Origin of the sequence: Croceibacterium atlanticum (genome assembly GCF_001008165.2) — a bacterium.
Lineage (GTDB): Bacteria > Pseudomonadota > Alphaproteobacteria > Sphingomonadales > Sphingomonadaceae > Croceibacterium_C > Croceibacterium_C atlanticum.
The window spans coordinates 1,603,632-1,627,289 of sequence record NZ_CP011452.2 but is presented as its reverse complement, the minus strand read 5'-3'; the positions used below and the strand labels follow the sequence as shown (position 1 = coordinate 1,627,289).

The window sequence follows — 23,658 nt, the reverse complement described above, 5'->3', positions numbered from 1 at the left end:
TTGCTCGCAATTGCAGCATATGGCAATACCATATGTTGAGGGCCCTCAATATGTCAGAACTTGAACCGCTGATATCCGCCTATGCCGAAGTCTATCTGCGCCTGACCCGGACGCTGGACAGGCAATTGGGTGGAGCGGGCGTGTCCTTTGCCCGGACGAAGCTGCTTATCTGCCTGCAGAAGCGTGGCCCGCTGCGTGGCACCGAAATCGCCGAGTTCTTCAGCCAGTCTCCACGGACCGTGACGGAGGCGATCGACGGGCTCGAACGGGATGGCTATGTCGAGCGGACACCCGACGCCACGGACCGGCGGGCGAAACTGGTCCGCATCACCCAGAAAGGGCTGGAAGCGGTCAAATTGACGGAGCCATTGCGCCGTCAGGTCATAGAGCAGACCTTCGGCGTTCTGGATGACAAGGAGAGAGAGCATTTTCTTGAAATGCTGAAAAAGATCTCATCCGCGATGGAAGATGCTTCTTGTAAAACACTTTCGCCTTGAACGCCCGGTTGGGGCTCCGGAAACAGGGGCTTTCCTGCATCGGTTCGGCGCAGTGCGATCTCCTTATGAAATAATGCCGGGCATGGTGAAGAAGCTGTAAATCTTTTCTTAGCCAGACAGGAATATCAGCCATGCCAAAGCGGCATGGCGGGCGCCCCTGAGCATCCTGCCGCCGCCAGGCGAGTAAGGATTATCATGAAGACGAGGCGTTTTTCGGTCGGCAAGCTGGCATGTGGTGTCGCATTTGCGGGTATCGCGATGGGTAATGCCGCGCCGGCCATGTCACAGGACAATGGCGCGGATGCGGGGGATGTCATCGTCGTCACGGGCACGCGCATCGCCAAGGTGACGACTTATAACAGCGCCGATCCCGTGACCGTGATCGATCCTGACCTGGCCAAGCGCGAAGGCAGGTTCGATATCGCCGCGACGCTGCAAAGCGCGCCGATGGCAGCGGGGTCGACCCAGATCACATCCGCCATTTCCTCCAACTTCGTTACCAATGGCGGGGAGGGCGCCCAAACCGTCGATCTGCGCGGGCTCGGTGCCAATCGCACACTGGTTCTGCTCAATGGGCGGCGGCTTGGCCCGGCGGGAACGCGCGGCGCGGTATCTTCCTTCGATCTCAACGCCTTGCCGATGTCGATCGTCAATAATGTTCAGGTTCTGAAAACCGGCGCCTCTTCCGTCTATGGATCGGATGCGATTGCGGGCGTGGTCAATATCGTGACCAGGCAGGATACGGACGGGCTGCAACTGGCCGTCAACGCCAATGTCCCGACCGAGGCAGGTGGCGAACAATATCGGGTGAGCGCGATCTGGGGCAAGATTTTCGATCGCGGCCATCTGACCATTGCCGGCGACTATGCGCATGTTAACGAACTGGCGCGGGGCGATCGCAGCTATCTCTCCTGTGCGGAGGCATACACGTTCCGGCCGGATGGAAGCCGTGCCGATCTGGTGGATCCGCGCACTGGCGAATATATGTGCGAAGGCAATGCCTGGGGGCATGTCTGGGTATTCAATTCCAGCGACAATCTTCAGCTGGACGATGGCACAGATACTTCCATCGGCGGCGGACCGGTGTTGCTGCAATATCAGTATCCGGGGCAGGATCTTGGCCTGCCGGCCTTCGGCGCGCCCGCTTTTCCGGGCGATTTCGGCGCCCCGGCGGGCTGGTATCCGGTTGCCTATGACCAGCAATCCACTGCGGTCGAAAACCTGTTCCACCCCTATATGGAAGAACAGACCGTCATCCCGGAGACAGAACTTTATTCAGTCTATGCCGATGGTGCCTATGACATCACGGATAATGCGGAACTGTTCGGTGAATTCCTGTTCAATCGCCGCAAGACCTATCAGAATGGCTGGCGGCAGTTCTGGACCTACGGCCCGACCGGCGATCCCTTTGGCATGGGCGCGGGCAATGCGTTCAACTATTGGGGCGGGGGCTTTACCGGGCTTAATCTGCTGAGCCCCACCGGCATCACCGACCACGATGACAGCTCTCAGGAAGTCGAATATTATCGCGGAGTAGCCGGATTGCGCGGTGATTTCGTGGCGGCGCCGGGATGGAGCTGGCAGATCCACGGCCAGTACAGCCGCAATATCGGCCATTATCGTAACGAACGCATCCTCGAAGATGCCCTGCTCACCAGCGAAAACCAGATGGCATCCTGTGTCGGCGCCGTAACGCCGATTTCCGGCCGACCCTGTATCGACCTGCCCTGGACGGATCCTTATTTCCTGGCTGGCGATCTGACGGCGGAACAGGTTGGTTTCCTGTTCGACTGGGAGGACGGGCGCACGCTCTACACTCAACTGGCTGGCGAGTTTTCGCTGAACGGCACGGTGGTGGATCTGCCGGCCGGTCCTCTCGCCCTGGCGGCGGGCGCGACTGTGCGGAAGGACCGGATAAACGATCGCCCCGGCGATATCACCCTTGCGGGCAATGCCTGGGGCAGCACGGCCGCCGGTATTACTGCGGGCAAGAGCGTGACCTCCGAATTTTTCGGAGAAATTTCCGTGCCCGTTCTTGCGGACATGCCGCTGGCTGAAGAACTGGTGCTGACCGGCGCCGTGCGCCGCACCAGCGTGACTGCGATCCGCGCTTCCGATGGTGCGCGCGATTCCGATAATGGCAACTGGACCTACAAGCTGGGCGCGAACTGGGCGGTCACGCCATGGCTGCGGCTGCGGGCAAGCTATGGCACATCGTTCCGCGCGCCTGCATTGTTCGAACAATTCCTGGCCGATGAAACGGGCTTCCTCGATCAGCGGCAGGTCGATCCCTGCTTCCTGTGGGCACCCAACCTGGCCTTTGGCGGTATTTCCCAGCGGGTGGCGGATAATTGCGCCGCCGCCGGTGTGCCGGGCGATTATGCCGATCAGAGCGTACAGGTGACTTCGGTCGCGCGGGGCGGGCTGGGCCAGCTGAAGGCGGAAACCTCCACTGCCAAGGTCGTCGGCTTCGTGCTTACCCCTGATCTTGGGGCCACCCGGCTCCGGCTCGCCGTGGATTATTTCGATATCGACGTGAAGGGCGAGATTGCCCGCCGCGGCGTGCGCAATATCGTTGAAGGCTGCTATGCCTCCGATGACGTCCCCAATGATCCGCTCTGTTCGCTCTTTTCCCGCGGGCAGCCCGGCGCGCCCTATGCGATCGGGGAAGTGGTCAACAGCTACGTCAATATCGCCCGGCAGGAAAATCGCGGGCTGGATGCCTCGCTGCTGGTGGAGCAGGACCTGGGCCGTTTCGGTTCCGTCAGCTTCTCCTCCGACATGACCTGGCAGATTCGCGACAATTACCAGCTGTTTGCCGGATCACCGCTGGAAAGTGACAATGGCGAAGTCGGCTCCCCCGAATGGGTGGGCGATTTCCGCCTGAACTGGGCCACGCCGCTGCCCGGGTTCAGCCTGTTCTACGGCATGAATGTGATCGGCGGCACGTCAAGCCAGGCCGAATTCGAAGCGAATAATGGCGGCGATCCCTGCATCACCACTCCGCTGCGCGGCACTTATTGCCCGGATCTGACGACCCCGGCGACTTTCTATCACAATCTTTCTCTTACCAAGCGGTTCGAGGACCGATTCTCCGTCACTTTCGGCGTCAACAATCTGTTCGATACCGCGCCGCCGCGCATTTCCGTGCTTAACGGCAATACCGTGCCGATGATCGGCCCGATCATCAATGCATCGCAATATCCGTTGTTCGGGCGGCGCCTGTTCATCAACGCAACGGCGGATTTCTGAATCAGGGGAAAGTGACCGCCTTCGACATGCGAAGGCGGCTGCACCTGCAGGAAACTGAAACTGTAGGAAACAGATGGTGCCGCTTAGGTGACTCGAACACCTGACCCCATCATTACGAATGATGTGCTCTACCAACTGAGCTAAAGCGGCACTGCACCGGGCCATAGAACCGTTGCAGCCGGCCTGCAATGGCCGGAATATCTGGAGGCCCGAGCCGGAATCGAACCGGCGTATACGGATTTGCAGTCCGCTGCGTCACCACTCCGCCATCGGGCCGGAGCGGGCGCCTCTAGCCTAAGGTTACGGGGTGCGCAACGCCCTATATGCCTTCTTTCAAAATCCTGGCCCGCTTGCCCCGCGCACGGCAAAAGATTAGCGTGCTAATCGATTGGGAAGGAGCGGCCATGTCAGGCGACAAACCTAAAATGCAGCGTATCGAGGGGCACAGCGAAGAACGCTTCCTCGGTTCCGACGTGTTCGAAAGCTCCGGCCGCAACCTGCCACCCCCCAATGGCGCGGGCACAGTGCGCGAGGATGCGCGCGATATCGATATCTATCACCAATGCGATGTCGCGGTGATCGGCGGCGGTCCGGCGGGCTGCGCGGCGGCATGGGCCGCGGCGAAGGCGGGCGCGGATGTAACGCTGGTCGAACGCTATAATTGCCTGGGCGGGCTTTCCACCGGCGGTCTGGTCATGTGGATCGACCGGATGACGGATTGGGAAGGCAATCACGTGATCCAGGGCTTTGCCCGTCATTTCATCGACCGTATGCCGGCTGACGGGGTGGCTGGCCCCCCGCGCGAGGATTGGGGAACCAGGGACGAGGCGAAGGCCGCCTATTGGGGCCAGCGCACCACTGCTTTCCACGGCATCGTGCAATGGGCGCCCACGCTCGATCCGGAACGGATGAAGCTCAACAACCAGGAAATGCTGTTGCAGGCCGGTGTGCGCATCGTGTTCCACGCCTGGGCCGCGCGCCCGCTGGTGGAAGACGGTGCGGCCAAGGGCGTGATCTTTGAAAGCAAGCAGGGCCGCAACGCGCTGCTGGCCAAGGTCGTGGTGGATACGACCGGCGATGGCGACATGTTCGCCCGCGCGGGTGCTGAATTCGATACCGATATTGAAGAGGGCGATGTCCACCATTCCATGAATACCGGCTGGGTTCTGGGCGGGGTCGACATGGACCGCTGGATCGACTGGAAAGTCCACAATCCCGACCAGCTGCGGCAATTCATGGAACGCGGGCGCGAGGAACTCGGCTTTTTCCAGACACCCTATGTCAGCTGGCGCCCCGATATCGCCTTGTTCCTGGGCCCAAGGCAATCGGGCCTTTCCGCGCTGGATGTGGACGACATGACGGAAGTGGAAATCCGCAGCCACCGTTTGATGGAGGGGCATTGCCGCTTCTTCCGCACCCACGCGCCGGGTTTTGAACATGTGTTCAGCCTGCAAAGCGCCAGCCAGCTGGGCGTGCGGCATACGCGGCGGCTGGCCGGGGTCGGCCGGATCGAACGCGGCAATTGGGGCAAGGGCACGCCGGCGGCGGACGAGGTGGGCATCAGCCCGTCGATCAGCCCGAAATTCCCGGTCGTTTCCGTCCCCTATGGCGCGATTGTCCCGCGCCAGCTCGATGGGCTGCTGGTCGGCGGGCGGCACGTCTCCTGCGATGCGAACAGCCACGGCTTCATGCGCGAAATCCCGCAATGCTGGCTGACCGGCCATGCGGCAGGCGCCGCGGCGGCGGTGGCGGCCAATCGCGGGGTGCAGCCGCGCCATGTCGATGTGGGAGAAATCCGCGGCATATTGCGCGAACAGGGCGCGCATCTTTCTGACGACATCGAAGTGGCCGCCGCCGGTGCGGCCGAGGAAGTGGCGGCCCAATGATCCGCCCCTGATCGCAAGGGTTTTTGGCGATCGCCTGGAACACTTGGAACACTGTCCTGATCGATAATTCCCGCAGCGATTATGCGCGCCTTTACAAGGGGGTAGCGCAGGCGGGCACGATTGGAGCATCGCGCCTGTCTGGCATGGTCCGGATCATGTAGGAAAGCGGGTGCCGGCAGATGGCGCGTCTGGTCAATGACTGGTCAATGATCCCGGAGGTCAGCTGGCCGCGCTTTCCTGCGCAATCAGTTTTTCCAACAGCCGCCGGGCGCGCGTGCCACCCTGATCAATTCCCAGCGATAGTGGTTTTTCCGACCAGAAACTGCCACCCGATTCCAGATTGGCTTTCACATTGGCATAGGCAGCTTCGATGATGGGTTTGTCCTCTTCATCGAATGCCTGGCGGAACATGGCATGAAGTGCCGCATCCAGCGCCGTATCATCTGTGTCGTTCGGGCGGCTGGATGACCAGAAATAATGGGTCTGATGATCATTGGCGGGTGTCAGTATATGCGCCTGCGGCAGTTCGAACCCGGCGTCGCGTCCTGCGCCATGCGGGCACACGCCGATATTCAGGCGCATTGAAGCCGGCGCATCCCAGCGCATTTCCAGCCAATGATCGACCACGGCATCCTCGGGAAAGGCGGATCGCGCCACGGAGGGGGGCGGAATCCCCGGCATCCACCAGTTGGAATGCAGCGTGTTGCCATCCTGACGCACGGAATGTTCGCCCGCGAAGATTACCCCCTGGCCGGCAAAACTGCCTTTGTGCACAAATTCTATATGGCTGAGATCGAGCAGGTTGTCGGTCCCATATTCGTAATTCGCATCCATTAGGGTGTACCCGGTGATGGTACGCCAGCCCGGCCTGTCAGGGACGAAGGAAAAGTCTGGAATCAGGTCTGGATCGGCGCTTTCCCGATCGCCTCCCCAGAGCCAGATAATCCCGTCATTTTCCAGGACCGCAAAGGTGGGAATGGATGCTGCGGCCGGAATACGGTCTGAAAAGGGATTGCGGTTGCACTTGCCATCGGGGCCGAAACCCAGCCCGTGATAGGGGCAGATCAGCGTATCCCCATCCCGCGTGCCGAGCGAGAGTGGCGCGAAGCGGTGCGGGCAGCGATCCGTAATCGCGGCAGGATCTCCGTTCTCCAGCCGGTAGAAATAAATCCGGCGGCCGCGGATTTCACGCGTGAAGCCGGCCTCGCCAAGCTCTTGCGACCATCCGGCCATGTACCAGGCTGTGCGGAGATAGGTCATCGATCCTCCTATATGTACCACTGGTACATATAGGATTCAGGGCAACGATCAAGCTTTGCCTGTCTGGCCCAGCGCAGGCACGAACAGGGCTGCTGTCGAATGCGCCCGCGCCTTGATCTCGGCCGCGTCGGGCATATCGGGCGAAAGGCCGATCAGGGCGCGTTCGTATTTTCCGGCGCGAATGGCGTGAAGCATCTGATCGGCAACTTCCGCGGAATTGATCGCCGGATGGACATCCCGGCCTTTGCGGGCGTCGAGAAGATCGGCCAGGGCCTGGACGATCACCTGGTGCCCGTTGCGATAGAATCCGGCCGATGCCCTGCTGTCCGCAGCGCTCACCACGGCGCGATACAGCGCGATGGAGCCCGGAAGGAGGTAGAAGCGCAATATGCCGCCAAGGAACCGTTCGAGCGCTTCCTGAAGCGGTAGCGCGTTTGCGGTTTCCAGCGCCAATTCCTCCACCGCGTGCTGCGCCTCGAATCCGATGGCGGCTGCAATCAGGCCATTGCGATCGCCAAAATATTTTACGAGCGTTGCCTTCGATCCCCCTGACTGGCGCAGCACTTCGTTAAGGCTGAACCGGTCGACGCCCACGGCCATGATCTGATCGCGCGCATGCTGCAGCATCGCATCGCATCTTTCATTGGCGGCCCGCTGTTTGGCATTGGAACGGATGGTCGTCTGCGTGGCGTTCATGATTGCATTGTGTGCGGGGAATGCAACCTCTGCAAGCAATCCGATTTACCGAGATTATTAGAAAAACGCCTTTGTGAATATCACGATATTTTATGAAATATGTCTGTAATTCCAGGGGAATGGAAGCCCCGATTTTTTAATATGTCAGCTGTAATAATCGGCAAATTTCGTAATGGCGGTGCATCTATGTTATAGGATGCCGGAACGCGCCCGTTTTGCCGGATGCCATATAATATGGCGCGCGCGTGACATGGGAAAAATCCCAGCCAATTAGCCGGAGATATTATGAAGCTTACGCAAGACCAGACCGACCAGATCCAGCAGAAGACCGGGCTTGAACCCGTGCCGACGGAGATTGCCCAGCAATCGGGCCTCGCCAACCATTTCGGGGACGAGACGTTCTATCTCAATGCCGACGGGATCTTCGTGTTCGAACAGGGCCGGGATCCGTCTGCGGAAGACAGCGGCGATGCCGGTGCGGTGACGGCGATCAAGATTGCGTCTGTCGAACAGGTCGGTGAAGCCAATGAAGTGGCTGTCCGCGCGATCGAACCGCAGCAGACCACGCTTACCGTCGAACTCGCCTGAGCGGTTCGCCCGATAGCGAATTGGGAAGAGCGGGGTGCGGCATCGGCCGGGCCCCGCTTTTTCATGGCTGCCCAGCCTGCCTAGGCGTCGCAGGCGCAGCCTTTGCCCTTGGTGCAATTCCGGTCCCGGGCAATGCACGTGTCGCCGCAGGCCTTGCCCTTCTTGCAGATCTTGCAGCAGGCATTGGCATAGGCCGTCCCGCATAAGGGCGCGGCGGCCCCGGTGATGCTCGTGGCGGCCAGGACGAGGGCGGCCAGGGTCGTTTTCATCGCATCTCTCCCCGATGGATCGGGCAGAGTGGGCCATCCAAATATTTATAATCGTTTAAAAAATATACTGACCGCGACTATGATCGTTCGGGCAGCAACACGCCGCCCGTGCTCATGTCGCGCACGTCGTGGCGGAATGTGTCGAGATAGCCGTGGGCCGGGATGCGCAGGCCGGGGCCTTCGCGCCGGGCCAGTTCCTCTGCCGGTACATCGATATCCAGGCTGCGGTTTTCCACGCTGATCGTAATCCTGTCGCCATCGCGCACCTTGCCGATTGGCCCGCCTGTTGCCGCTTCGGGGTGGACTTCGGCCACGGTCAGCCCTTTCAGGCACAGGCCGGATAGCTGGCCGTCGGTGACGAAGGCAGTGGTCTTGGCCAGACCCGCAGCGTCCAGCGCGAACAGCACCATGGAGGCTCCGCCGCCCATGGCCGGGCCGCCCTTCAGCCCCTGATTACGGGCGATCACCACATCGCCTTCCTTCACCTTGCCGTCCTCGATCGCCTGCAGGCATTCCATCGAATCTTCGAACACGCGGGCAGGGCCGGAAAATTCTTCGGGCCGGGATCCGTCGCGAATGCCCAGCCGGACCACGGCGGTTTCGGCAAAGCTGCCGCGCAATATGGCGATGGCGGGCCCTTCGCTGACCGGATCGTCAATCGCATGGATCACGTCCGGGCCGGGGATCACGTAATCCTTGAGATTTTCGGCCATCGTCCTGCCCGTGCAGGTCAGCACATCCCCGTCGATCCGGGTTTCCAGCCGCTTGAGCACGGCGCGCGCGCCGCCCGCATCCTCGAACGCTTCGATCCGCACTTCGCCCGTGGGCCGCACGGCGGAAAGGATGGGGACATCGCTCATCTCCTCCCACAGGGTGAAGATGTCGATATCCGTTTCCGCCTCCACGGCCACGGCCTGCAGATGCTTGATCGCATTGATCGAGCCGGAAACGGCGAGCACGGTGGCAATGGCGTTGCGGAAGGCGCCTTCGGTCATGATCTGGCGCGGCTTCAGATCCTCCCCCACCATTTCCACGATGCGGTGGGCGCAGGCGCGGGCATTGGCCTGCATCTTCGGGCTGTTGCCGCGCACTGGCGCGTGGCCGGGCAGGGTCATGCCCAGCGCTTCCACCACGCAATGCATGGTGTTGGCCGTGGCCATGCCAGCGCAGACGCCGGGGCCGCGAATGGCGTTTTCCGCCATGTCCGCCACGGGGAATTTGGGTTTGCCGCCAAAACGCTCACCCACGGCGCCAGACCAGACATCTTCCACGTCAACCGGCTCGCCATCGATTTCGCCCGCCTGCTGGTATCCGCCGATCACGAGGATGGTGGGGATGTTCAGCCGCGCGGCGGCCATCAAATGGCCGGGCGGGGTCTTGTCGCAGCTGGTCAGGCAGATCATGCCGTCCAGCATCGCCGCTTCCACCTGCACTTCGATATCGTTGGCGATGATGTCGCGCCCGGCCAGGATATAGGATCCGGCCTTGTTGGCGCCGGTGATGAAATCCGATGGCGCCGCGGTGCGCACTTCGAAGGGCACACCGCCGGCCTTGCGGATTTCCTCCTTCACTATCTGCGCGATGCCATCGAGATGGGCATAGCAGATCGCCAGTTCGCTGGAGGAATTCACCACCGCGATCTTCGGCTTTTCCATGTCTTCGGGCGACAGACCCAGCGCTTTCCAGTTTGCGCGGCGGCCGGGTGAATTGGCGGAAAGGCTGCGAAGTTTCATGCCTGCGATTCCCTGGCAGTCAGGTTGATGGGATGGGCGGCGCCGTCAGCTTCGTCCCGCTCATCGGCCAGGGCCTGCTCCGCCTCACGTTCGGCCACCAGCCGTTTTGCGAATTGCGACAGCGCGAGGATGCAGACGATGATCCCGGCCAGGCAGGCGGCCGAGAACAGATAGCCGTGCAGCACTTTCTGTTCGCTGCCAAGGAACAGGGCGGCGCCGACCAGCGGAGCCGCCACTGCGGCGAACTTGGCCATGAAGCTGGCCCAGCCGCCACCCGTGGCGCGGGCGGCGCTGGGGTAATAGACGCTGGTGATGGAAATCACCCCGGCATGGCCCGCGCCGACCAGGACGCTGCCGATGAAGATCACGGGAATGAACAGCGCCCCGTCCAGGATGATGCCAAGGCCGACCAGCAGAAGGAACGGAATGGCCACTGCCGGCGCCAGCGTGATCCATGCCGGGCCGCGCTTTTCCGTCAGGGCCAGCAGGGCAACACCGGCAATCGCGCCGGTCAGGCCGCCGATCGATCCGATCCAGGTCGCGCTCTGCACCGAAAGGCCAAGCTCTTCGAGAAACAGCACGCCGAAGCTGGATTTGAGGTAGATCGCGAAGCTGGAGAAGAAATAGGCCGCCCAGATCAGCGGCGTGATATAGGCCAGCCAGCCCTTGAACAATTCGCCAATCTTGTTGAGCGGATTGTCCGACTTGCTCGAACTGCGCTCATCCGAAAGATAGAAGCTGTGATAGCGGCTGAGATCCGTGCCCGGATCGAAGCGGCTGAGCAGCGGCATCACCGTGGCGGCAGGCCTGCCCTTGGCCACCAGCCACCGAGCCGATTCGGGCAGGGTGAATTGCAGCAGGACGGCCAGCGCCAGGGTCAGCGCGCCGCATACGAAAAATACATAATGCCAGCTGAGCAGCGGGGCGATCCAGTTGGTGATCCAGCCAGCGGCCGCAGCGCCGGTGCTGAAGCCCAGCATGACGATGGTGACGGCAGTGGCGCGCTTGCCCGCCGGCATCGCCTCCACATTCAGCGACCATGCAGGTGCCAGCAGCCCGCCGATCGTCAGGCCGCCCAGAAGGCGCAGAAGCATCAGCATTTCGGGCGTCTGGGCAAATCCGGTGACGAAAGTGAGCACTGCGCTGAGCACGGTGCACCAGAGAATGACGGGCCTGCGCCCGATCACATCCGCGATATAGGATCCGACCAGCGATCCGATCATCTGGCCGATGAAGGCGGCGGCGCTGACATTGCCCATCATCGCCTCGTTCAGGCTCATTTCGTCCCGAATATAGGGCAGGGTGTAGGCGATCAGCGAAAAATCCAGCCCATCGAAAAATGTGACCAGGCAGGACAGGATCAGAATCCGCCGGTGAAACGGCGTGAAATTCAGCCCCTGGAGGAATTTTGCCACATCTAGCGAGCCATCCGCTGCGCGCATCTCCGGTCCTCTTCCCATATTATTAGCAGGCTAAGCTTATCGCTGATTACCTGCCAGCGCCAGACCCATCGGCAGGCGCCCTGTTTTGTTTCGGGAATGGGTATTCCAGAAGCCAGCGCCGCGCAAACAGGATCGACCAGACGCGCGCCACGCACGGCAGAGCGCCCGCCTCCCTGGGGGGAAGCGGGCGCTGATATGATTTATTGCCGGGTGCCGGGCCCGTCCGTGGCCCGGCCGGATCAGGCGGCGGAGCTGTTGACGCCCATGCTCTGCAGGTAACGCTTCACATTGCGTCCGGCCTGCCGCAGCCGCTGTTCATTTTCGACCAGGCCGATGCGGACATAGCCTTCGCCATCCTCGCCATAACCGACGCCGGGGGCGACGGCGACTTCGGCATGGGTCAGCAATTGCTTGGCGAATTCCATGCTGCCCATGTCCTTCAGGCCCGGCGGAAGCGGGGCCCAGGCGAACATGGAAGCGGGTGGCGGCGGGATTTCCCAACCGGCGCGGCCAAAGGCTTCCACCAGCACGTCGCGCCGCTTGTGATAAAGCTGGCGGTTCTTCTCCACAATGTCCTGCGGCCCGTTCAGCGCGGCCACGGCGGCCGCCTGGATCGGGGTGAAGGCGCCGTAATCGATATAGGATTTCACCCGCGTCAGCGCGGCGATCAGCGTCTGGTTGCCGACCGCGAAACCCATGCGCCAGCCGGCCATGGAAAAGGTCTTGGACAGGCTGGTGAATTCCACCGCCACATCCTTTGCCCCCTTCACCTGCAGGATCGAAGGTGTCGGCTTGCCGTCATAATAAAGTTCGGAATAGGCAAGGTCGGACAGGATCCAGACCTTGTTCTCCTTCGCCCAGTCGACCAGCTTTTCATAGAATGCCAGATCGACCACTTCGGCCGTCGGGTTGGACGGGTAATTCACGATCAGGATGGTCGGGCGCGGCACGGTGAAGCGCATCGCCTTTTCCAGCGCATCCCAATAGCGTTCATCCGGCGTCGTCGGCACGGAACGGATCGTCGCCCCGGCGATGATGAAGCCGAAAGTGTGGATCGGATAGCTGGGGTTGGGCGCCAGGATCGTATCGCCGGGCGCGGTGATCGCGGTGGCAAGACTGGCCAGCCCCTCCTTCGACCCGAGCGTGACGACCACTTCGCTTTCCGGGTCCAGTTCGACCCCGAAACGCCGTTCGTAATAGGCAGCCTGAGCGCGGCGAAGGCCGGGGATGCCCTTGGACTGGCTGTAGCCATGGGCATCGGGCTTCTGCGCCACTTCGCACAATTTATCGATCACGTGCTGGGGCGGGGGCAGGTCCGGATTGCCCATGCCGAGGTCGATGATATCCTGACCCGCCTGACGGGCCGCGGCTCGCATCGCGTTGACTTCGGCGATGACATAGGGCGGCAGTCGCTTGATGCGGTAGAATTCGGTTTCCATGACCTCTGTTTAATCCAAAGCACGCGGGCAGGATTGCGCGCGGGCAACAGTAATTGTGGCCGAATCAGCGCAGCAGCGCAATTGTACTCTGCGCGTTTGCCTCTCCCATTTGTAACAATCTTGCCTATGATGGCCTGCAATGAGTGTGAAAGACGACTCCGCCGGACAGGCCGCCGACATTTTCACCGAAATGCTCCGCATCCAGGGAGAGGCGGCGCGACAGGTGATGGAAACCTTCCTTCCCGAAGCCGCGGAAGCCGTGCCGGGGGACGAGGTGCTGGCCGATTGGGGCGCCTCCGCCATGCGCATCCAGCAGATGTGGGAAGAATTCCACCGCAACCAGCAGACGCCCGAATCGCCGCTGCCCTTTTTCGTCGATCCCGCGCAATGGATGGGGCTGATGCAGGGCTGGTATCAGCAGATGCCGCTGCTCGATCCCGAACGCCAGCGGCAGATCTTCGAAGAAGGCATGGCCTTGTGGGAGGATATACTCGCCCGGTTCGAAGAAGGCGGTGAAGGCGGCGCCCCGGCCCAGCCGCTGGACCTGCCGCGCAAGGACCGCCGTTTCGCTGCGCCCGAATGGCGCGAAAGGCCGGTCTTCGCCCTGATCCACCAGACCTATCTGCTGCTGGCCGAACGGATCAGTGAAGCGGTGGACCAGGTGGAAGGGCTGGACGAGCAGGAGCGGGACCAGTTGCGCTTCGCGACCCGCAGCGTGCTGGACGCGATGAGCCCGGCCAATTTCCCGCTGATGAACCCGCTGGTGCTGGAACGCACGATTGACACGCAGGGCGAAAACCTGGCCAGGGGGATGGAACGGCTGGCCGCCGATCTGGAAAAGGGCCAGCTGACCCATACCGATTCCGGCGCTTTCCGCCTGGGCGAGAATATCGCCTGCACACCGGGCAAGGTCGTGCATGAAACCGAACTGTTCCAGCTGATCCAGTATTCGCCCACCACGGATGAGGTGATCGAAACGCCGCTGGTGATCTTCCCGCCCTGGATCAACCGTTTCTACATCCTCGATCTCAATCCGAAGAAGAGCTTCGTCCGCTGGGCGGTGGATCAGGGGCTGAGCGTGTTCGTGGTCAGCTGGCGATCCGCCGATGCCAGCCTCGCCCACATCACCTGGGACGATTATATCCGCGCGCAGATGGAAGTGATCGAACTGGTGCGCCAAAGGCTGAAAGTGCCGAGCGTGCACACGGTCGGCTATTGCGTAGCGGGCACGACGCTGGCCGCCACCCTCGCGATCCTCGCCCGGCGCGGGAAGGCGGATCATGTCGCCAGCGCCACATTCCTGACGGCGCAGGTCGATTTTGAACGGGCCGGCGAATTGCGCGCCTTCATTGATGACAAGCAGCTGGAACTGATCCGGCAGGCAAGCAAGGGCGGCTATCTGGATGGCCGTTACATGGCGGCGACCTTCAACCTGCTGCGCGGCACGGACCTGATCTGGAACTACGTGGTCAACCACTATCTGCTGGGGGAGGATTATCCGGCCTTCGACCTGCTGCACTGGAATGGTGATGTCACCAATCTGCCGGCAAAGTGGCACGAATCCTATCTGCGCGATCTCTATCGCGACAACAGGCTGGCCGAAAAGGATTCGCTGTCGGGCGACGGCACGCCGATCGACCTGACGCTGATCAAGACGCCGGTCTATGTCCAGGCCGGGCGGGAAGATCACATCGCCCCGCCGGAAAGCGTGTTCCGCATGTTGTCGCATCTTTCCGGCCCGGCGCGTTTCGTGCTGGCGGGCAGCGGCCATATCGCCGGTGTGGTGAACCCCCCGGCTGCGGGGAAATACCAATACTGGATTGGCGATTCCTCTGCCGAAAACCTGGGCGATTTCGTGGAGGGAGCGACGGAGCATCCCGGCAGCTGGTGGACCGACTGGATCGGCTGGCTCGAGTTGCTGGACGGCAAGCGCGTCCCCGCTACCGGCAAGCGCAAACCGGGCGGCCGGGGCGACCGGGTGATAGAGGATGCGCCGGGGCGATACGTCGCCATGCGCTAGGAAACGCCTGCCTTTCGGGGCGGAATGTTTCAGTTATTGTGCGCTGCACAAAAACGCCTTGACATCCACCATCGTTTCTCTATTTTGTGCAATGCAGCAATCGCGTTGCGGCGCGATGTAAACGAAGCGCAGCTTTAGCGAGGAACGAATGGCCGATTCTCCGGACAAGAAGACCGAAGACAGCGCCGAAAAAGCCTATGCCGCCGCGGCTTCGGAAATGAAGCCGAAGGCTGCCGCTGACCCAAAGGCATCCGAACCCGCGCCGGCCAAGGCCGAACCGAAGACGGAAGCCAGGAAGGCGGAAGGCGGGGAGCCGGCGAAGCAGGCAGCGCCTGCCAAGGTTCCGGCAAGGAAACCGGCTGCGGCCAAGAAAACCGCAGCGAAGAAAGCTGCTGCCAAATCCGCGCCCAAGCGCAAGGCGTCGGCTAAAAAGGCCGCGAAGGTTCCCGCGCCGAAACCCGCTGCTGAACCGAATATCAGCGCAATGGCTGCGAAGAAGCCGGCCAAGGTAGCGCAGCAGGCTGCGAATACTCCCCAAACCACCGTCAGCGAATTGAAGGACAAGATCATGGCAACCGCCAAGACACCAGATTACAGCAACATGCTCACCGAAATGCAGTCCAAGGCGAAGGAAGCCTATGACAAGGGCACCGAAGCCATGGGCGAAGCCAGCGAATTCGCGAAGGGCAATGTCGAAGCCCTGGTTGAAAGCAGCAAGATCCTGGCCGGCGGCCTGCAGGACATGAGCAAGACCGTGGTTGACGAAGCCAAGTCGGCTTACGAAACCATGACTGCGGACATGAAGGAAATGGCCGCGGTGAAGAGCCCGACCGAACTGTTCCAGCTGCAGGGCAAGATCATGCGCCGCAATTTCGATGCGCTGGTCGCCACCAGCTCGAAGAACAGCGAAACCATGATGAAGCTCGCCAATGAAGCGTTTGCGCCGATTTCCGGCCGCATGAACATGGCGGCTGAAAAAATGTCGAAGGCTGCCGCCTGAGGCGCCGCCTCGCAGCAGACTAGCTGACGCATCCGCCGGGGCTCCTCTCCTCTTCGGCGGATCTGACGGGCCGGACGGTTCAGACCGTCCGGCCCGCTTGCTTTTGGAGGCAGGGCAGGGCGCCAATTGCCATGCTTACCCTGCGTTAATCGACACGGATTATGAGGCGAATTGAGCCGCGCACCTTGCAGCGGCGGGGGCCGATACGATATTTGCGCTGCTATGCACCGAATTCCCGCTTTCTCGCCCATGGGGGCCAAGGCCGTTCCCGAGCTGCCCATCCGTTCGGCCGGAGAAGATGACGAAAGCGGAACCTCTGACGGTGAAGGGCAGATCGGCCTGGCAACGCGCACCAGGGCCAAGCCGAAAAAACCCAGCCAGTACAAGGTGCTGATGCTGAATGACGATTATACGCCGATGGAATTCGTCGTCATGGTGCTGAAGCGTTTCTTCCGCATGGATCTGGAACAGGCGACGCGGGTGATGCTGCATGTGCATCAGCGCGGCGTGGGCGTTTGCGGCATCTTCCCCTATGAAGTGGCCGAAACCAAGGTGAACCAGGTCATGGATTTCGCGCGCGAAAATCAGCACCCGCTGCAATGCACACTCGAAAAGGCCTGAAGGTCACACCCCGCGACCGAAAATTCAGGAACCAAACTGGGGGCATGACCTTGGATCAAGTGCGGGTTATAGCGCTTTGCAAGTTCCCGCCACCGCGATTGCCGCCAGTTTGACATTCATCACCGCCATAGACCGCTATATTTTCCGGCTCGTGCTGGTGCCGATGCTTGGCGTGTTCGCGCTGGCCGCATCGCTGCTGATGCTGGAAAAGATGCTGCGCCTGTTCGAATTCGTTTCGACGGAAGGCGGGCCGATCACTGTCGTGTTCCGGATGCTGGTCAACCTGATCCCGGAATATGCGGGGCTGGCGGTTCCGCTCGGCCTGTTGCTCGGCATATTGCTGGCCTTCCGCAAGCTGGCGACTTCCAGCGAACTGGACGTGATGCGCGCCGTGGGGTGGAGCTATACGCGCCTGCTGCGCGTCCCATACATGATTACCTTCGTGCTGGTGGCGCTGAACTTCGCCATTGTCGGCTATCTCCAGCCGCTCGCGCGGTATGGCTACGAGGAATTGCAATATGAATTGCGATCCGGCGCGCTGGGGGCTTCGATCAATGTCGGGGAATTCACCACGCTGGAAGATCGCGTGGCGTTGCGGATCGAAGAAAGCCGGGATGAAGGGCGCCAGTTGATGGGAATCTTCGCCCGTGTTTCCGATGGAAAGGGGCAATCGCTGGCGATCACCGCCCGCGAGGGACGCTTCCTCGCCAACAGGGAAGATCGCAACACGATCATCCTGCGCCTGCTGGACGGCACGATCGTGCACGATTTGCCCGATGATACGCCGCGCGTGCTCAGTTTCTCCCGCCACGATCTGCCGATCGACCTGCCCGCCATAGAACGTTTCCGCGATCGCGGGGACAAGAGCCGCGAATATCTGCTGCCCGAACTGTTGCGTCTCGGCTGGAGCCCGGAAGCCACCCCGCAGGAAAGGGATGCCGGCCTTGCCAATTTCAATTATCGCATGGTCGAAGTGGTGATGATGCTGATGATGCCGCTGCTGGCCGTGGCGCTGGCCATACCGCCCAAGCGATCGACCAGTGCGCTGGGCGTATTCGTGTCGATCATACTCGTCGTCTCCTATCACAAGGTGAACCAGTATGGGCAATCGGTGGCGGAACTGGGCCGGATCGATCCCTGGATCGGATTGTGGGGGCCATTCGTGGTTTTCGCCGCGCTGATCGGCTGGATGTATTACCGTGTCGCCTTCGTGCCGGGCGGGCAGGCCATCGGCGCGCTGGAAACGGCCTTCGCCAAATTGTCCAAGCGTTTTTCCGCATTGATGAAATGGTGGTCACGCAAGCGGCATCCCACTGGCGCGCCGCCAGTCGCGGCCCGCGAGCCGGAGGAGGGCAGCGATGGTGCTTGATTTCTTCCCCTCGGCCACGCTGACCAAATATCTGGCCAAGACATTCATCCTGCGGATTCTGGCCGTGCTGGTGATGCTGGTGCTGGTGCTGCTGATGCTCGACCTGCTGAGTAACAGCGCCGATATTCTGGCCTATCAGGGCAATGGCCAGGGCGAATTGCTGACCTATGCATCCTTGCGGATCCCGCAATTGATCGCCCGCTTCCTGCCTTACTCCATCTTGCTGGCGACGATCATCACGCTGGCGACGATGAACCAGAATAGCGAAGTGATCGCGATGAAGGCTTCCGGCCTTTCAGCGCATCAGATCCTCGCGCCGCTGCTGCTGACGGCAATGGTGATCGCCGGTTTCTCCTTCCTGTTCAACGAAAGGGTCGTGACACGGGCGACGGCAACGCTGTCAGCCTGGGAGAAGGCCGAATACGGACCTGTTCCCGACGATCCGGATACGCGCACCACGGTCTATCTGGCGGATGGCAATGACGTGCTGCTGGCATCCACCGTGCGGGGGCGCGGCGCGGATACGGTGATGGAGGATGTCACCTTCTACCAGCGGGACGATAACGGCATGATGCTGCGTCAATGGCGTGGCAGCCGGGCGACCTATGCCAATCCGGGCTGGATGTTGGAAGATCCGGAAGTCTTCAATGTCGGCCCGGCGGAAGAACGCGCGCTGGACGAACCGACCCTGATCGCGCCCGAACTGGGGCTGGATCAGCTGGAACTGCGCACGGTCAATCCCGATGCGGAAAGCCTGCCGCAATTGTCACGTTCGATAGAGGCGCTGGAAGCTGCGGGGCGCCAGACATCGGAATTGCGCGGGCGCTGGTGGCACAAGATTTCCGGGCCCTTATCGGCCGTTCTGATGCCGCTGCTGGGTGCGGTGGCCGGTTTCGGGCTGGCCCGGTCAGGCCATCTTTTCGCCCGCGCCGTGATCGGCATGGCGCTGGGTTTTGCCTATTTCGTGGTCGATAATGCGGCGCTGGCCATGGGCAGCTTCGGCGGATATCCGCCGCTGCTGGCCGCATGGGCGCCGTTCCTGCTGTTCTTCCTGATTGGCGAGACGGTGCTGGTCCGCACCGAGGAATGAGCCCCGGCGCCTGACCTTATCGACGGACCATGGTGCTGCGCGCGATGCGCATCACCAGCACTGTCATGCTGCCATAACTGGCGCGTTCATAAGTCGATTCCGTGCCCAGGCGCGCACATATCCGTTTATGCGCTTCACCCAGCGAGTGATAGGGCAGGCTGGGCAGCAGGTGATGCAGCGCGTGGTAACGCAGGCCCACCGGCGCCCACAGCGCGGCAAAGGGCGATGGGGGCGGCACATTGACCGAATCCAGATACTGGCCGGTCACCGTCATCACTTCGCCCTCATTCTCCCACAGATGGGCCACCAGCGTGCGCAACTGGTTGAAGATGGCGACGGCGGACATGATCGCCATGGCGATCAGCAACGGACGCCAGCCCAGCACGAAGATGCTGGCGATCAACACCATGGCCCAGGCGCTGGCCCCCACTTCCTGCCAGAAGAAACGGCGCTTCATCTCGCCTTCGGCAGGGCGGCGGCGGAATGCCGGGTTGATGGCAAGTGCCGAAAACCGTTCCCACGAGAATTTGCGGATCGGCGGGATGATGGCGCCCAGCGGCGTCAGTATGCCGAAACGGATGATGAGCGCCGGCGGCGCCAGCAGGGCGACCAGAAGGAAGACCGGCAGCGACCACGGCTTCATCAGTGCCAGCGGCAGATATTCCGGATCTTCCACCGTGCCATAACGGGTCCGGGCATGATGCAGCGTGTGAACGCCCTCATACATGAAGGACGGCGTCAGCAGCGGCACGCCGACCAGCGCGTTCCACGCGGTGCGGAAACCGGGCAGGGCGTTGCGGTGGAGATGGGAAATCTCGTGGATAAACAGCAAGGCGCGATAGAGCGCGATCACGGAAACGACCGCGCAGGCCACAGCCAGCCACGCATTGTCGATCAGGATTGCCCCGGCCATGGCGCCATAACCGACCAGCGCGGACAGCAGCATGTCCGGCCAGTATATTTCCGGCCGAGCCTTGTTGATATCGCGCGTAAGTTCCGCCGCGGCACGCAGCATGTCCTTGTCATCCGGCGTGGCGGAAAGCGCCACGCGCCGGGATGGCTGTGCCGCTGTGGCGGCTGCGTCTAGGGTTTGGGTTGCTGGCATCAAATAAGTTTCCGAATACGCCCCTGGCCGGTAATCGCAGCGACCCGACGGGCCCCTGCGCGGCCATATGCGGCTCGCTTGACAACGGCCCCGAAGCATACGCAGGGCTAATCGCGAATGAACGAGGACCGATAGTGTCTTACGACAAAATAGATATTACGCCGGTCACCGGCAAGCGCGACCTCAATGAATTCGTCGATCTCGCTTATCGATTGAATGAGGCAGATCAAAACTGGGTGCCGCCTTTGCGCGCCGAAGTGATGGAACTGCTGAACCCGGCGAAGAACCCGTTTCACGAACATGCGCGGATGCAGTTGTTCCTCGCCCGGCGTGGCGGGAAGACGGTTGGCCGCATCTCCGCCCATATCGACGAATTGCAGCTGAAACAGCCGCCGGAACAGGGGATGGGCCCGGGCACCGGCAATTGGGGCCTGCTGGAGGCGGAGGACGCGCAAACCGCCCATGCGCTGATCGCGCGCGCGGAAGACTGGCTGCGCGAACAGGGAATGACCCAGGTGGTCGCGCCGGTCAGCCTGTCGATCTGGGAAGAACCGGGCCTGCTGGTCCATGGCCACGACCACCCGCCAATGGTGATGATGGGCCATAATTCGCCCGAATATGAAGGCTGGGTGGAAACGGCCGGCGGCTATGACGTGGCCAAGCGGCTGTTCACTTATGAATTGCGGGTGGACAAGAGCTTCCCCGATCTCGTCAACCGGATCGTCGCCTCGGGCGAGAAGAACAAGCGGATCAATGTCCGCACGGTGGACTTCAAGCATTTCGAACGCGAGGCGGCGATCATCATCGATATATTGAACGATGCCTGGTCGACCAATTGGGGCTTCGTGCCTTTTACCGAGAATGAGAAGGCCTATGGCGCGAAGAAGCTCAAACAGCTGATCCTGCCGGGCGCGAACATGATCGCGGAGCTGGATGGGGAACCTGTCGCCTTCATGATCGCCTTGCCGGATGCCAATGCGAAGATTGCGAAGATGAAGGGCAGATTGTTCCCCTTCAACTGGATCAGGTTGTTGTGGTGGCTGCGCAATCCGCAGCCCGCGGATTTCCGCGTACCGCTGATGGGCGTGAAGAAGCGTTTGCAGAATTCGCGCCTGGCGAGCCAGCTGGCCTTCATGATGATCGAATATATCCGCCGCTATGCCGTCAGCGACCACAATGCGAAACGGGCCGAGGTGGGCTGGGTGCTGGAAGACAACCAGGGCATGGTCGCCATTGCCAAGGCGATCGACAGTCATATGAACCGTGAATATCGCATCTATCGCAAGCAATTGTGATATATTGATATTCAAGGGAACGGCGGAGAGTTTTCGCGCGTTCGGATTTCATACAGCCCGCATTCTGCAAACAGGGCCCCTATGCACGGTGAAAAGGAAGGCATTGTCGGTAAATCGCGGCTCGGCCGCGTCCTCGTGGTGGAGGACGACACTGTGCTTGCCCTGCATATTGAACAGGCCCTGCTGGATGCCGGTGCCACCAAGGTGGAAATCTGCCCGACCATCGCCTGCACGATGAAGGCGCTCGATGCAGGGCCTGCGCAGGCCATGGTGATCGACGTGCATCTGGCGGATCGGGACGATGGCTGGGCCTTGGCGGAGCTGGTGACCATGCTTGGCCCGCAACGCCCGCGCATAGCGTTCTCCACCGGATCGCCCGAGGATATTCCGCCTGAAGTGGCGGAGCTGGGCCCGATCTTCGAAAAGCCATATGATCCGGCGCAGCTTGCCGAAGTGCTGGCCAGCGGCAGGAAGGGCGGCCTGTTCGCCCGCCTGCGCGGCGCGCTGGGCTGACCCGCTTCCCCTGCATCATGCACTGCAAATCGCTGGATGCGCGCGCTGCCTGAATGCGGCGCGTTTTGCATGTCCCAAAACGAAAACGGCCCCCGCTCTTGGAGCGGGGGCCTATCGGGATCGTATCACCAGCCGCTTGGACGGGAGGGGGGTCTCGGCGGTGACAGAGGTGTAATGTCCCGCAAAAGACTGTGTTCCCGCATCTGCGAAAAATTTTGAAATTTTTTATGCCGCCGGGATTGCGCCTGCGCAACGCTACGCCAAATGCTGGTGCTGTTCAGGCGGGTTGCCGACTTGTGGCGGGTTCAGGAACCATCCCGAATCTGCCGCGTTGAACGCCCACAATATCGGGAAGGGTATCTATGTCGATTGGGGCCGAAGTCGCCGCTCATTTGCCATTTCTTCGTCGTTACGCTCGCGCGCTGACCGGGTCGCAATCGACCGGCGACGCGTTTGTTCGCGCCACTCTGGAAGCCGCCCTTGCGGATGAGGAACTGGCCGATTCCCTGCGGGGCGGGCGTGTTCCGCTATATCGGGCGTTCAACAAATTATGGGCGAGCGCCTATCTGGATGTCGGGGCGGAAGTTCCGGCGGCAACCCCGCATGAAGATGGCGCCCAGGCGAAGCTGAGCAAGGTCACGCCGCTGAACCGCCAGGCGCTGTTGCTGACAACGGTGGAAGATTTCACCCGCGCGGAAGCGGCGGAGATCATGGATATCGCGGAAGACGAGATTGCCAGGCTCGTGGCCGAAGCGGTGGACGAGATCGAGCGTGAAAACACCACCAGCGTCCTGATTATCGAGGACGAGCCGCTGATTTCGATGCAGCTTGAAGATCTGGTGCGTTCGCTGGGCCACGATATTTGTGGCACGGCCGCCACCCGCACCCAGGCGCAGGAAGTCGTTGCCGAACAGACGCCCGGCCTGGTGCTGGCCGATATCCAGCTGGCTGATGGTTCTTCCGGCCTCGATGCAGTGGACGATATCCTGGAAATCAGCACGATGCCGGTGATCTTCATCACGGCCTATCCGGAACGTCTGCTGACGGGCGACAGGCCGGAACCGACCTATCTGATCACCAAGCCGTTCCAGGAAGATACGGTGCGCGCAGCGATCAGCCAGGCGCTGTTCTTCAATTCCGGGCGCCCGCTCGGCTGATCGGCATTTCGCTGCTACAAGGCCGGCATGGCCCGGCTGAAACTCAAGCTCCAGCTCTATTGCGACGATGAAGTCGCAATGGGGCCGGGCAAGGCTGATCTGCTGGAAGCGATCGGCCGGGAAGGCTCCATATCCGCCGCCGGGCGTGCCCTCGGCATGAGTTATCGCCGGGCATGGTTGCTGGTCGATCAGATGAATCGCTGTTTTCGCAAACCGCTGGTGGAGACGCGGCCGGGTGGCGGCAAGGCTGCGGGCGCCAGCCTGACGGCGGAAGGGGAGGCGGCCCTGTCCGCCTATCGCACGCTTTCCGCACGGCTTGCGGGCGATACGCAATGCACGGCCTTTGAAGATCTGGAATCCGCGATCAGGGCCAGGCCCCGGCCCCGGCCGCGGGAATAATGTCCGCCCACCCGATCCGGCGGGGGG

The 23,658-nt window shown here is 61.6% G+C and carries 20 protein-coding genes and 2 tRNA genes; 13 read left to right on the top strand and 9 right to left on the bottom strand.

Annotated features, from left to right (window positions below; genetic code table 11):
- The first annotated feature begins 50 nt into the window (after positions 1-50).
- Together WYH_RS07725 and WYH_RS07720 are read left to right on the top strand one after the other, a co-directional pair.
- Positions 51-497: a MarR family winged helix-turn-helix transcriptional regulator gene (locus tag WYH_RS07725; protein WP_046904936.1), complete on the top strand. Its 447-nt coding sequence runs from the start codon at positions 51-53 to the stop codon at positions 495-497.
- A 195-nt stretch (positions 498-692) separates the two neighbouring features.
- Positions 693-3,749, top strand: coding sequence for a TonB-dependent receptor domain-containing protein (locus WYH_RS07720; RefSeq protein ID WP_053833448.1), 3,057 nt, complete (start codon positions 693-695; stop codon positions 3,747-3,749).
- 74 nt (positions 3,750-3,823) lie between these two features.
- Here WYH_RS07720 and WYH_RS07715 read toward each other — a convergent pair.
- Positions 3,824-3,899, bottom strand: a tRNA-Thr gene (locus WYH_RS07715).
- A gap of 52 nt (positions 3,900-3,951) precedes the next feature.
- A tRNA-Cys gene (locus WYH_RS07710) sits at positions 3,952-4,025 on the bottom strand.
- Between the two features lie 149 nt (positions 4,026-4,174).
- Between WYH_RS07710 and WYH_RS07705 the strand changes: the two genes are divergently transcribed.
- Positions 4,175-5,635: an FAD-dependent oxidoreductase gene (locus WYH_RS07705; protein WP_046903382.1), complete on the top strand. Its 1,461-nt coding sequence runs from the start codon at positions 4,175-4,177 to the stop codon at positions 5,633-5,635.
- Between the two features lie 219 nt (positions 5,636-5,854).
- On the opposite strand, the gene WYH_RS07700 is transcribed toward WYH_RS07705, so the two are convergent.
- Both WYH_RS07700 and WYH_RS07695 read right to left on the bottom strand, forming a co-directional pair.
- Positions 5,855-6,895 carry an aromatic ring-hydroxylating oxygenase subunit alpha gene (locus WYH_RS07700; RefSeq protein WP_046903381.1) on the bottom strand — a complete coding sequence of 347 codons (1,041 nt, stop codon included), beginning with the start codon at positions 6,893-6,895 and terminating at the stop codon, positions 5,855-5,857.
- A gap of 48 nt (positions 6,896-6,943) precedes the next feature.
- Positions 6,944-7,591, bottom strand: coding sequence for a TetR/AcrR family transcriptional regulator (locus WYH_RS07695; RefSeq protein WP_046903380.1), 648 nt, complete (start codon positions 7,589-7,591; stop codon positions 6,944-6,946).
- A gap of 285 nt (positions 7,592-7,876) precedes the next feature.
- Here WYH_RS07695 and WYH_RS07690 point away from each other — a divergent pair, with 285 nt between their 5' ends.
- Positions 7,877-8,179 carry a hypothetical protein gene (locus WYH_RS07690; protein ID WP_046903379.1) on the top strand — a complete coding sequence of 101 codons (303 nt, stop codon included), beginning with the start codon at positions 7,877-7,879 and terminating at the stop codon, positions 8,177-8,179.
- An 80-nt stretch (positions 8,180-8,259) separates the two neighbouring features.
- On the opposite strand, the gene WYH_RS07685 is transcribed toward WYH_RS07690, so the two are convergent.
- The 4 genes from WYH_RS07685 to WYH_RS07670 form a co-directional block, all read right to left on the bottom strand.
- The gene (locus tag WYH_RS07685) at positions 8,260-8,448 is read right to left on the bottom strand and encodes a hypothetical protein (protein WP_046903378.1); all 189 of its coding nucleotides are present in this window, start codon (positions 8,446-8,448) and stop codon (positions 8,260-8,262) included.
- 77 nt (positions 8,449-8,525) lie between these two features.
- On the bottom strand, positions 8,526-10,181 hold the full coding sequence (locus WYH_RS07680) for a dihydroxy-acid dehydratase (RefSeq protein WP_046903377.1): 1,656 nt from the start codon (positions 10,179-10,181) through the stop codon (positions 8,526-8,528).
- Entirely contained in the window at positions 10,178-11,623 is a 1,446-nt protein-coding gene (locus WYH_RS07675) for an MFS transporter (protein ID WP_046903376.1), read from the bottom strand. Before WYH_RS07675 ends, WYH_RS07680 begins: the two co-directional genes overlap by 4 nt.
- Positions 11,624-11,862: 239 nt before the next feature.
- On the bottom strand, positions 11,863-13,062 hold the full coding sequence (locus WYH_RS07670; RefSeq protein WP_046903375.1) for an LL-diaminopimelate aminotransferase: 1,200 nt from the start codon (positions 13,060-13,062) through the stop codon (positions 11,863-11,865).
- A gap of 139 nt (positions 13,063-13,201) precedes the next feature.
- Here WYH_RS07670 and WYH_RS07665 point away from each other — a divergent pair, with 139 nt between their 5' ends.
- From WYH_RS07665 to lptG, 5 genes are all read left to right on the top strand, one after another.
- Positions 13,202-15,082: a PHA/PHB synthase family protein gene (locus WYH_RS07665; protein ID WP_046903374.1), complete on the top strand. Its 1,881-nt coding sequence runs from the start codon at positions 13,202-13,204 to the stop codon at positions 15,080-15,082.
- A 148-nt stretch (positions 15,083-15,230) separates the two neighbouring features.
- The gene (locus WYH_RS07660) at positions 15,231-16,082 is read left to right on the top strand and encodes a phasin family protein (RefSeq protein ID WP_046903373.1); all 852 of its coding nucleotides are present in this window, start codon (positions 15,231-15,233) and stop codon (positions 16,080-16,082) included.
- 222 nt (positions 16,083-16,304) lie between these two features.
- On the top strand, positions 16,305-16,703 hold the full coding sequence (gene clpS / locus WYH_RS07655; RefSeq protein ID WP_235979029.1) for an ATP-dependent Clp protease adapter ClpS: 399 nt from the start codon (positions 16,305-16,307) through the stop codon (positions 16,701-16,703).
- Positions 16,704-16,812: 109 nt separating this feature from the next.
- A complete protein-coding gene (lptF, locus tag WYH_RS07650) occupies positions 16,813-18,072 on the top strand; it encodes an LPS export ABC transporter permease LptF (protein ID WP_046903372.1) in 1,260 nt (419 codons plus the stop codon).
- Positions 18,062-19,162 carry an LPS export ABC transporter permease LptG gene (gene lptG / locus WYH_RS07645; RefSeq protein WP_046903371.1) on the top strand — a complete coding sequence of 367 codons (1,101 nt, stop codon included), beginning with the start codon at positions 18,062-18,064 and terminating at the stop codon, positions 19,160-19,162. The genes lptF and lptG overlap by 11 nt, the downstream gene beginning before the upstream one ends.
- Before the next feature lie 16 nt (positions 19,163-19,178).
- Here the strand turns inward: lptG and WYH_RS07640 are convergent, their stop codons facing one another.
- A complete protein-coding gene (locus WYH_RS07640; protein ID WP_046903370.1) occupies positions 19,179-20,267 on the bottom strand; it encodes a fatty acid desaturase family protein in 1,089 nt (362 codons plus the stop codon).
- A 134-nt stretch (positions 20,268-20,401) separates the two neighbouring features.
- Between WYH_RS07640 and WYH_RS07635 the strand changes: the two genes are divergently transcribed.
- From WYH_RS07635 to WYH_RS07620, 4 genes are all read left to right on the top strand, one after another.
- Positions 20,402-21,562 carry a hypothetical protein gene (locus WYH_RS07635; RefSeq protein ID WP_046903369.1) on the top strand — a complete coding sequence of 387 codons (1,161 nt, stop codon included), beginning with the start codon at positions 20,402-20,404 and terminating at the stop codon, positions 21,560-21,562.
- Between the two features lie 81 nt (positions 21,563-21,643).
- Positions 21,644-22,075: a DNA-binding transcriptional response regulator gene (locus WYH_RS07630; RefSeq protein ID WP_046903368.1), complete on the top strand. Its 432-nt coding sequence runs from the start codon at positions 21,644-21,646 to the stop codon at positions 22,073-22,075.
- A 362-nt stretch (positions 22,076-22,437) separates the two neighbouring features.
- The gene (locus WYH_RS07625; RefSeq protein ID WP_046903367.1) at positions 22,438-23,232 is read left to right on the top strand and encodes a response regulator; all 795 of its coding nucleotides are present in this window, start codon (positions 22,438-22,440) and stop codon (positions 23,230-23,232) included.
- 27 nt (positions 23,233-23,259) lie between these two features.
- Complete coding sequence (locus tag WYH_RS07620; RefSeq protein ID WP_046903366.1) at positions 23,260-23,631, top strand: winged helix-turn-helix domain-containing protein; 372 nt, start codon at positions 23,260-23,262, stop codon at positions 23,629-23,631.
- Positions 23,632-23,658 lie beyond the last annotated feature (27 nt).

Excerpts from the sequence above, each read along its gene's own strand:
- WYH_RS07720 (WP_053833448.1), top strand. The coding sequence starts at position 693 with ATGAAGACGAGGCGTTTTTCGGTCGGCAAGCTGGCATGTGGTGTCGCA.
- WYH_RS07640 (WP_046903370.1), bottom strand. The coding sequence starts at position 20,267 with ATGCCAGCAACCCAAACCCTAGACGCAGCCGCCACAGCGGCACAGCCA.
- WYH_RS07705 (WP_046903382.1), top strand. The coding sequence starts at position 4,175 with ATGCAGCGTATCGAGGGGCACAGCGAAGAACGCTTCCTCGGTTCCGAC.
- WYH_RS07670 (WP_046903375.1), bottom strand. The coding sequence starts at position 13,062 with ATGGAAACCGAATTCTACCGCATCAAGCGACTGCCGCCCTATGTCATC.
- WYH_RS07630 (WP_046903368.1), top strand. The coding sequence starts at position 21,644 with ATGCACGGTGAAAAGGAAGGCATTGTCGGTAAATCGCGGCTCGGCCGC.
- WYH_RS07685 (WP_046903378.1), bottom strand. The coding sequence starts at position 8,448 with ATGAAAACGACCCTGGCCGCCCTCGTCCTGGCCGCCACGAGCATCACC.
- WYH_RS07725 (WP_046904936.1), top strand. The coding sequence starts at position 51 with ATGTCAGAACTTGAACCGCTGATATCCGCCTATGCCGAAGTCTATCTG.
- WYH_RS07665 (WP_046903374.1), top strand. The coding sequence starts at position 13,202 with ATGAGTGTGAAAGACGACTCCGCCGGACAGGCCGCCGACATTTTCACC.
- WYH_RS07625 (WP_046903367.1), top strand. The coding sequence starts at position 22,438 with ATGTCGATTGGGGCCGAAGTCGCCGCTCATTTGCCATTTCTTCGTCGT.
- clpS (WP_235979029.1), top strand. The coding sequence starts at position 16,305 with ATGCACCGAATTCCCGCTTTCTCGCCCATGGGGGCCAAGGCCGTTCCC.
- WYH_RS07660 (WP_046903373.1), top strand. The coding sequence starts at position 15,231 with ATGGCCGATTCTCCGGACAAGAAGACCGAAGACAGCGCCGAAAAAGCC.
- WYH_RS07620 (WP_046903366.1), top strand. The coding sequence starts at position 23,260 with ATGGCCCGGCTGAAACTCAAGCTCCAGCTCTATTGCGACGATGAAGTC.
- WYH_RS07680 (WP_046903377.1), bottom strand. The coding sequence starts at position 10,181 with ATGAAACTTCGCAGCCTTTCCGCCAATTCACCCGGCCGCCGCGCAAAC.
- WYH_RS07695 (WP_046903380.1), bottom strand. The coding sequence starts at position 7,591 with ATGAACGCCACGCAGACGACCATCCGTTCCAATGCCAAACAGCGGGCC.
- lptG (WP_046903371.1), top strand. The coding sequence starts at position 18,062 with ATGGTGCTTGATTTCTTCCCCTCGGCCACGCTGACCAAATATCTGGCC.
- WYH_RS07700 (WP_046903381.1), bottom strand. The coding sequence starts at position 6,895 with ATGACCTATCTCCGCACAGCCTGGTACATGGCCGGATGGTCGCAAGAG.
- WYH_RS07675 (WP_046903376.1), bottom strand. The coding sequence starts at position 11,623 with ATGCGCGCAGCGGATGGCTCGCTAGATGTGGCAAAATTCCTCCAGGGG.
- WYH_RS07690 (WP_046903379.1), top strand. The coding sequence starts at position 7,877 with ATGAAGCTTACGCAAGACCAGACCGACCAGATCCAGCAGAAGACCGGG.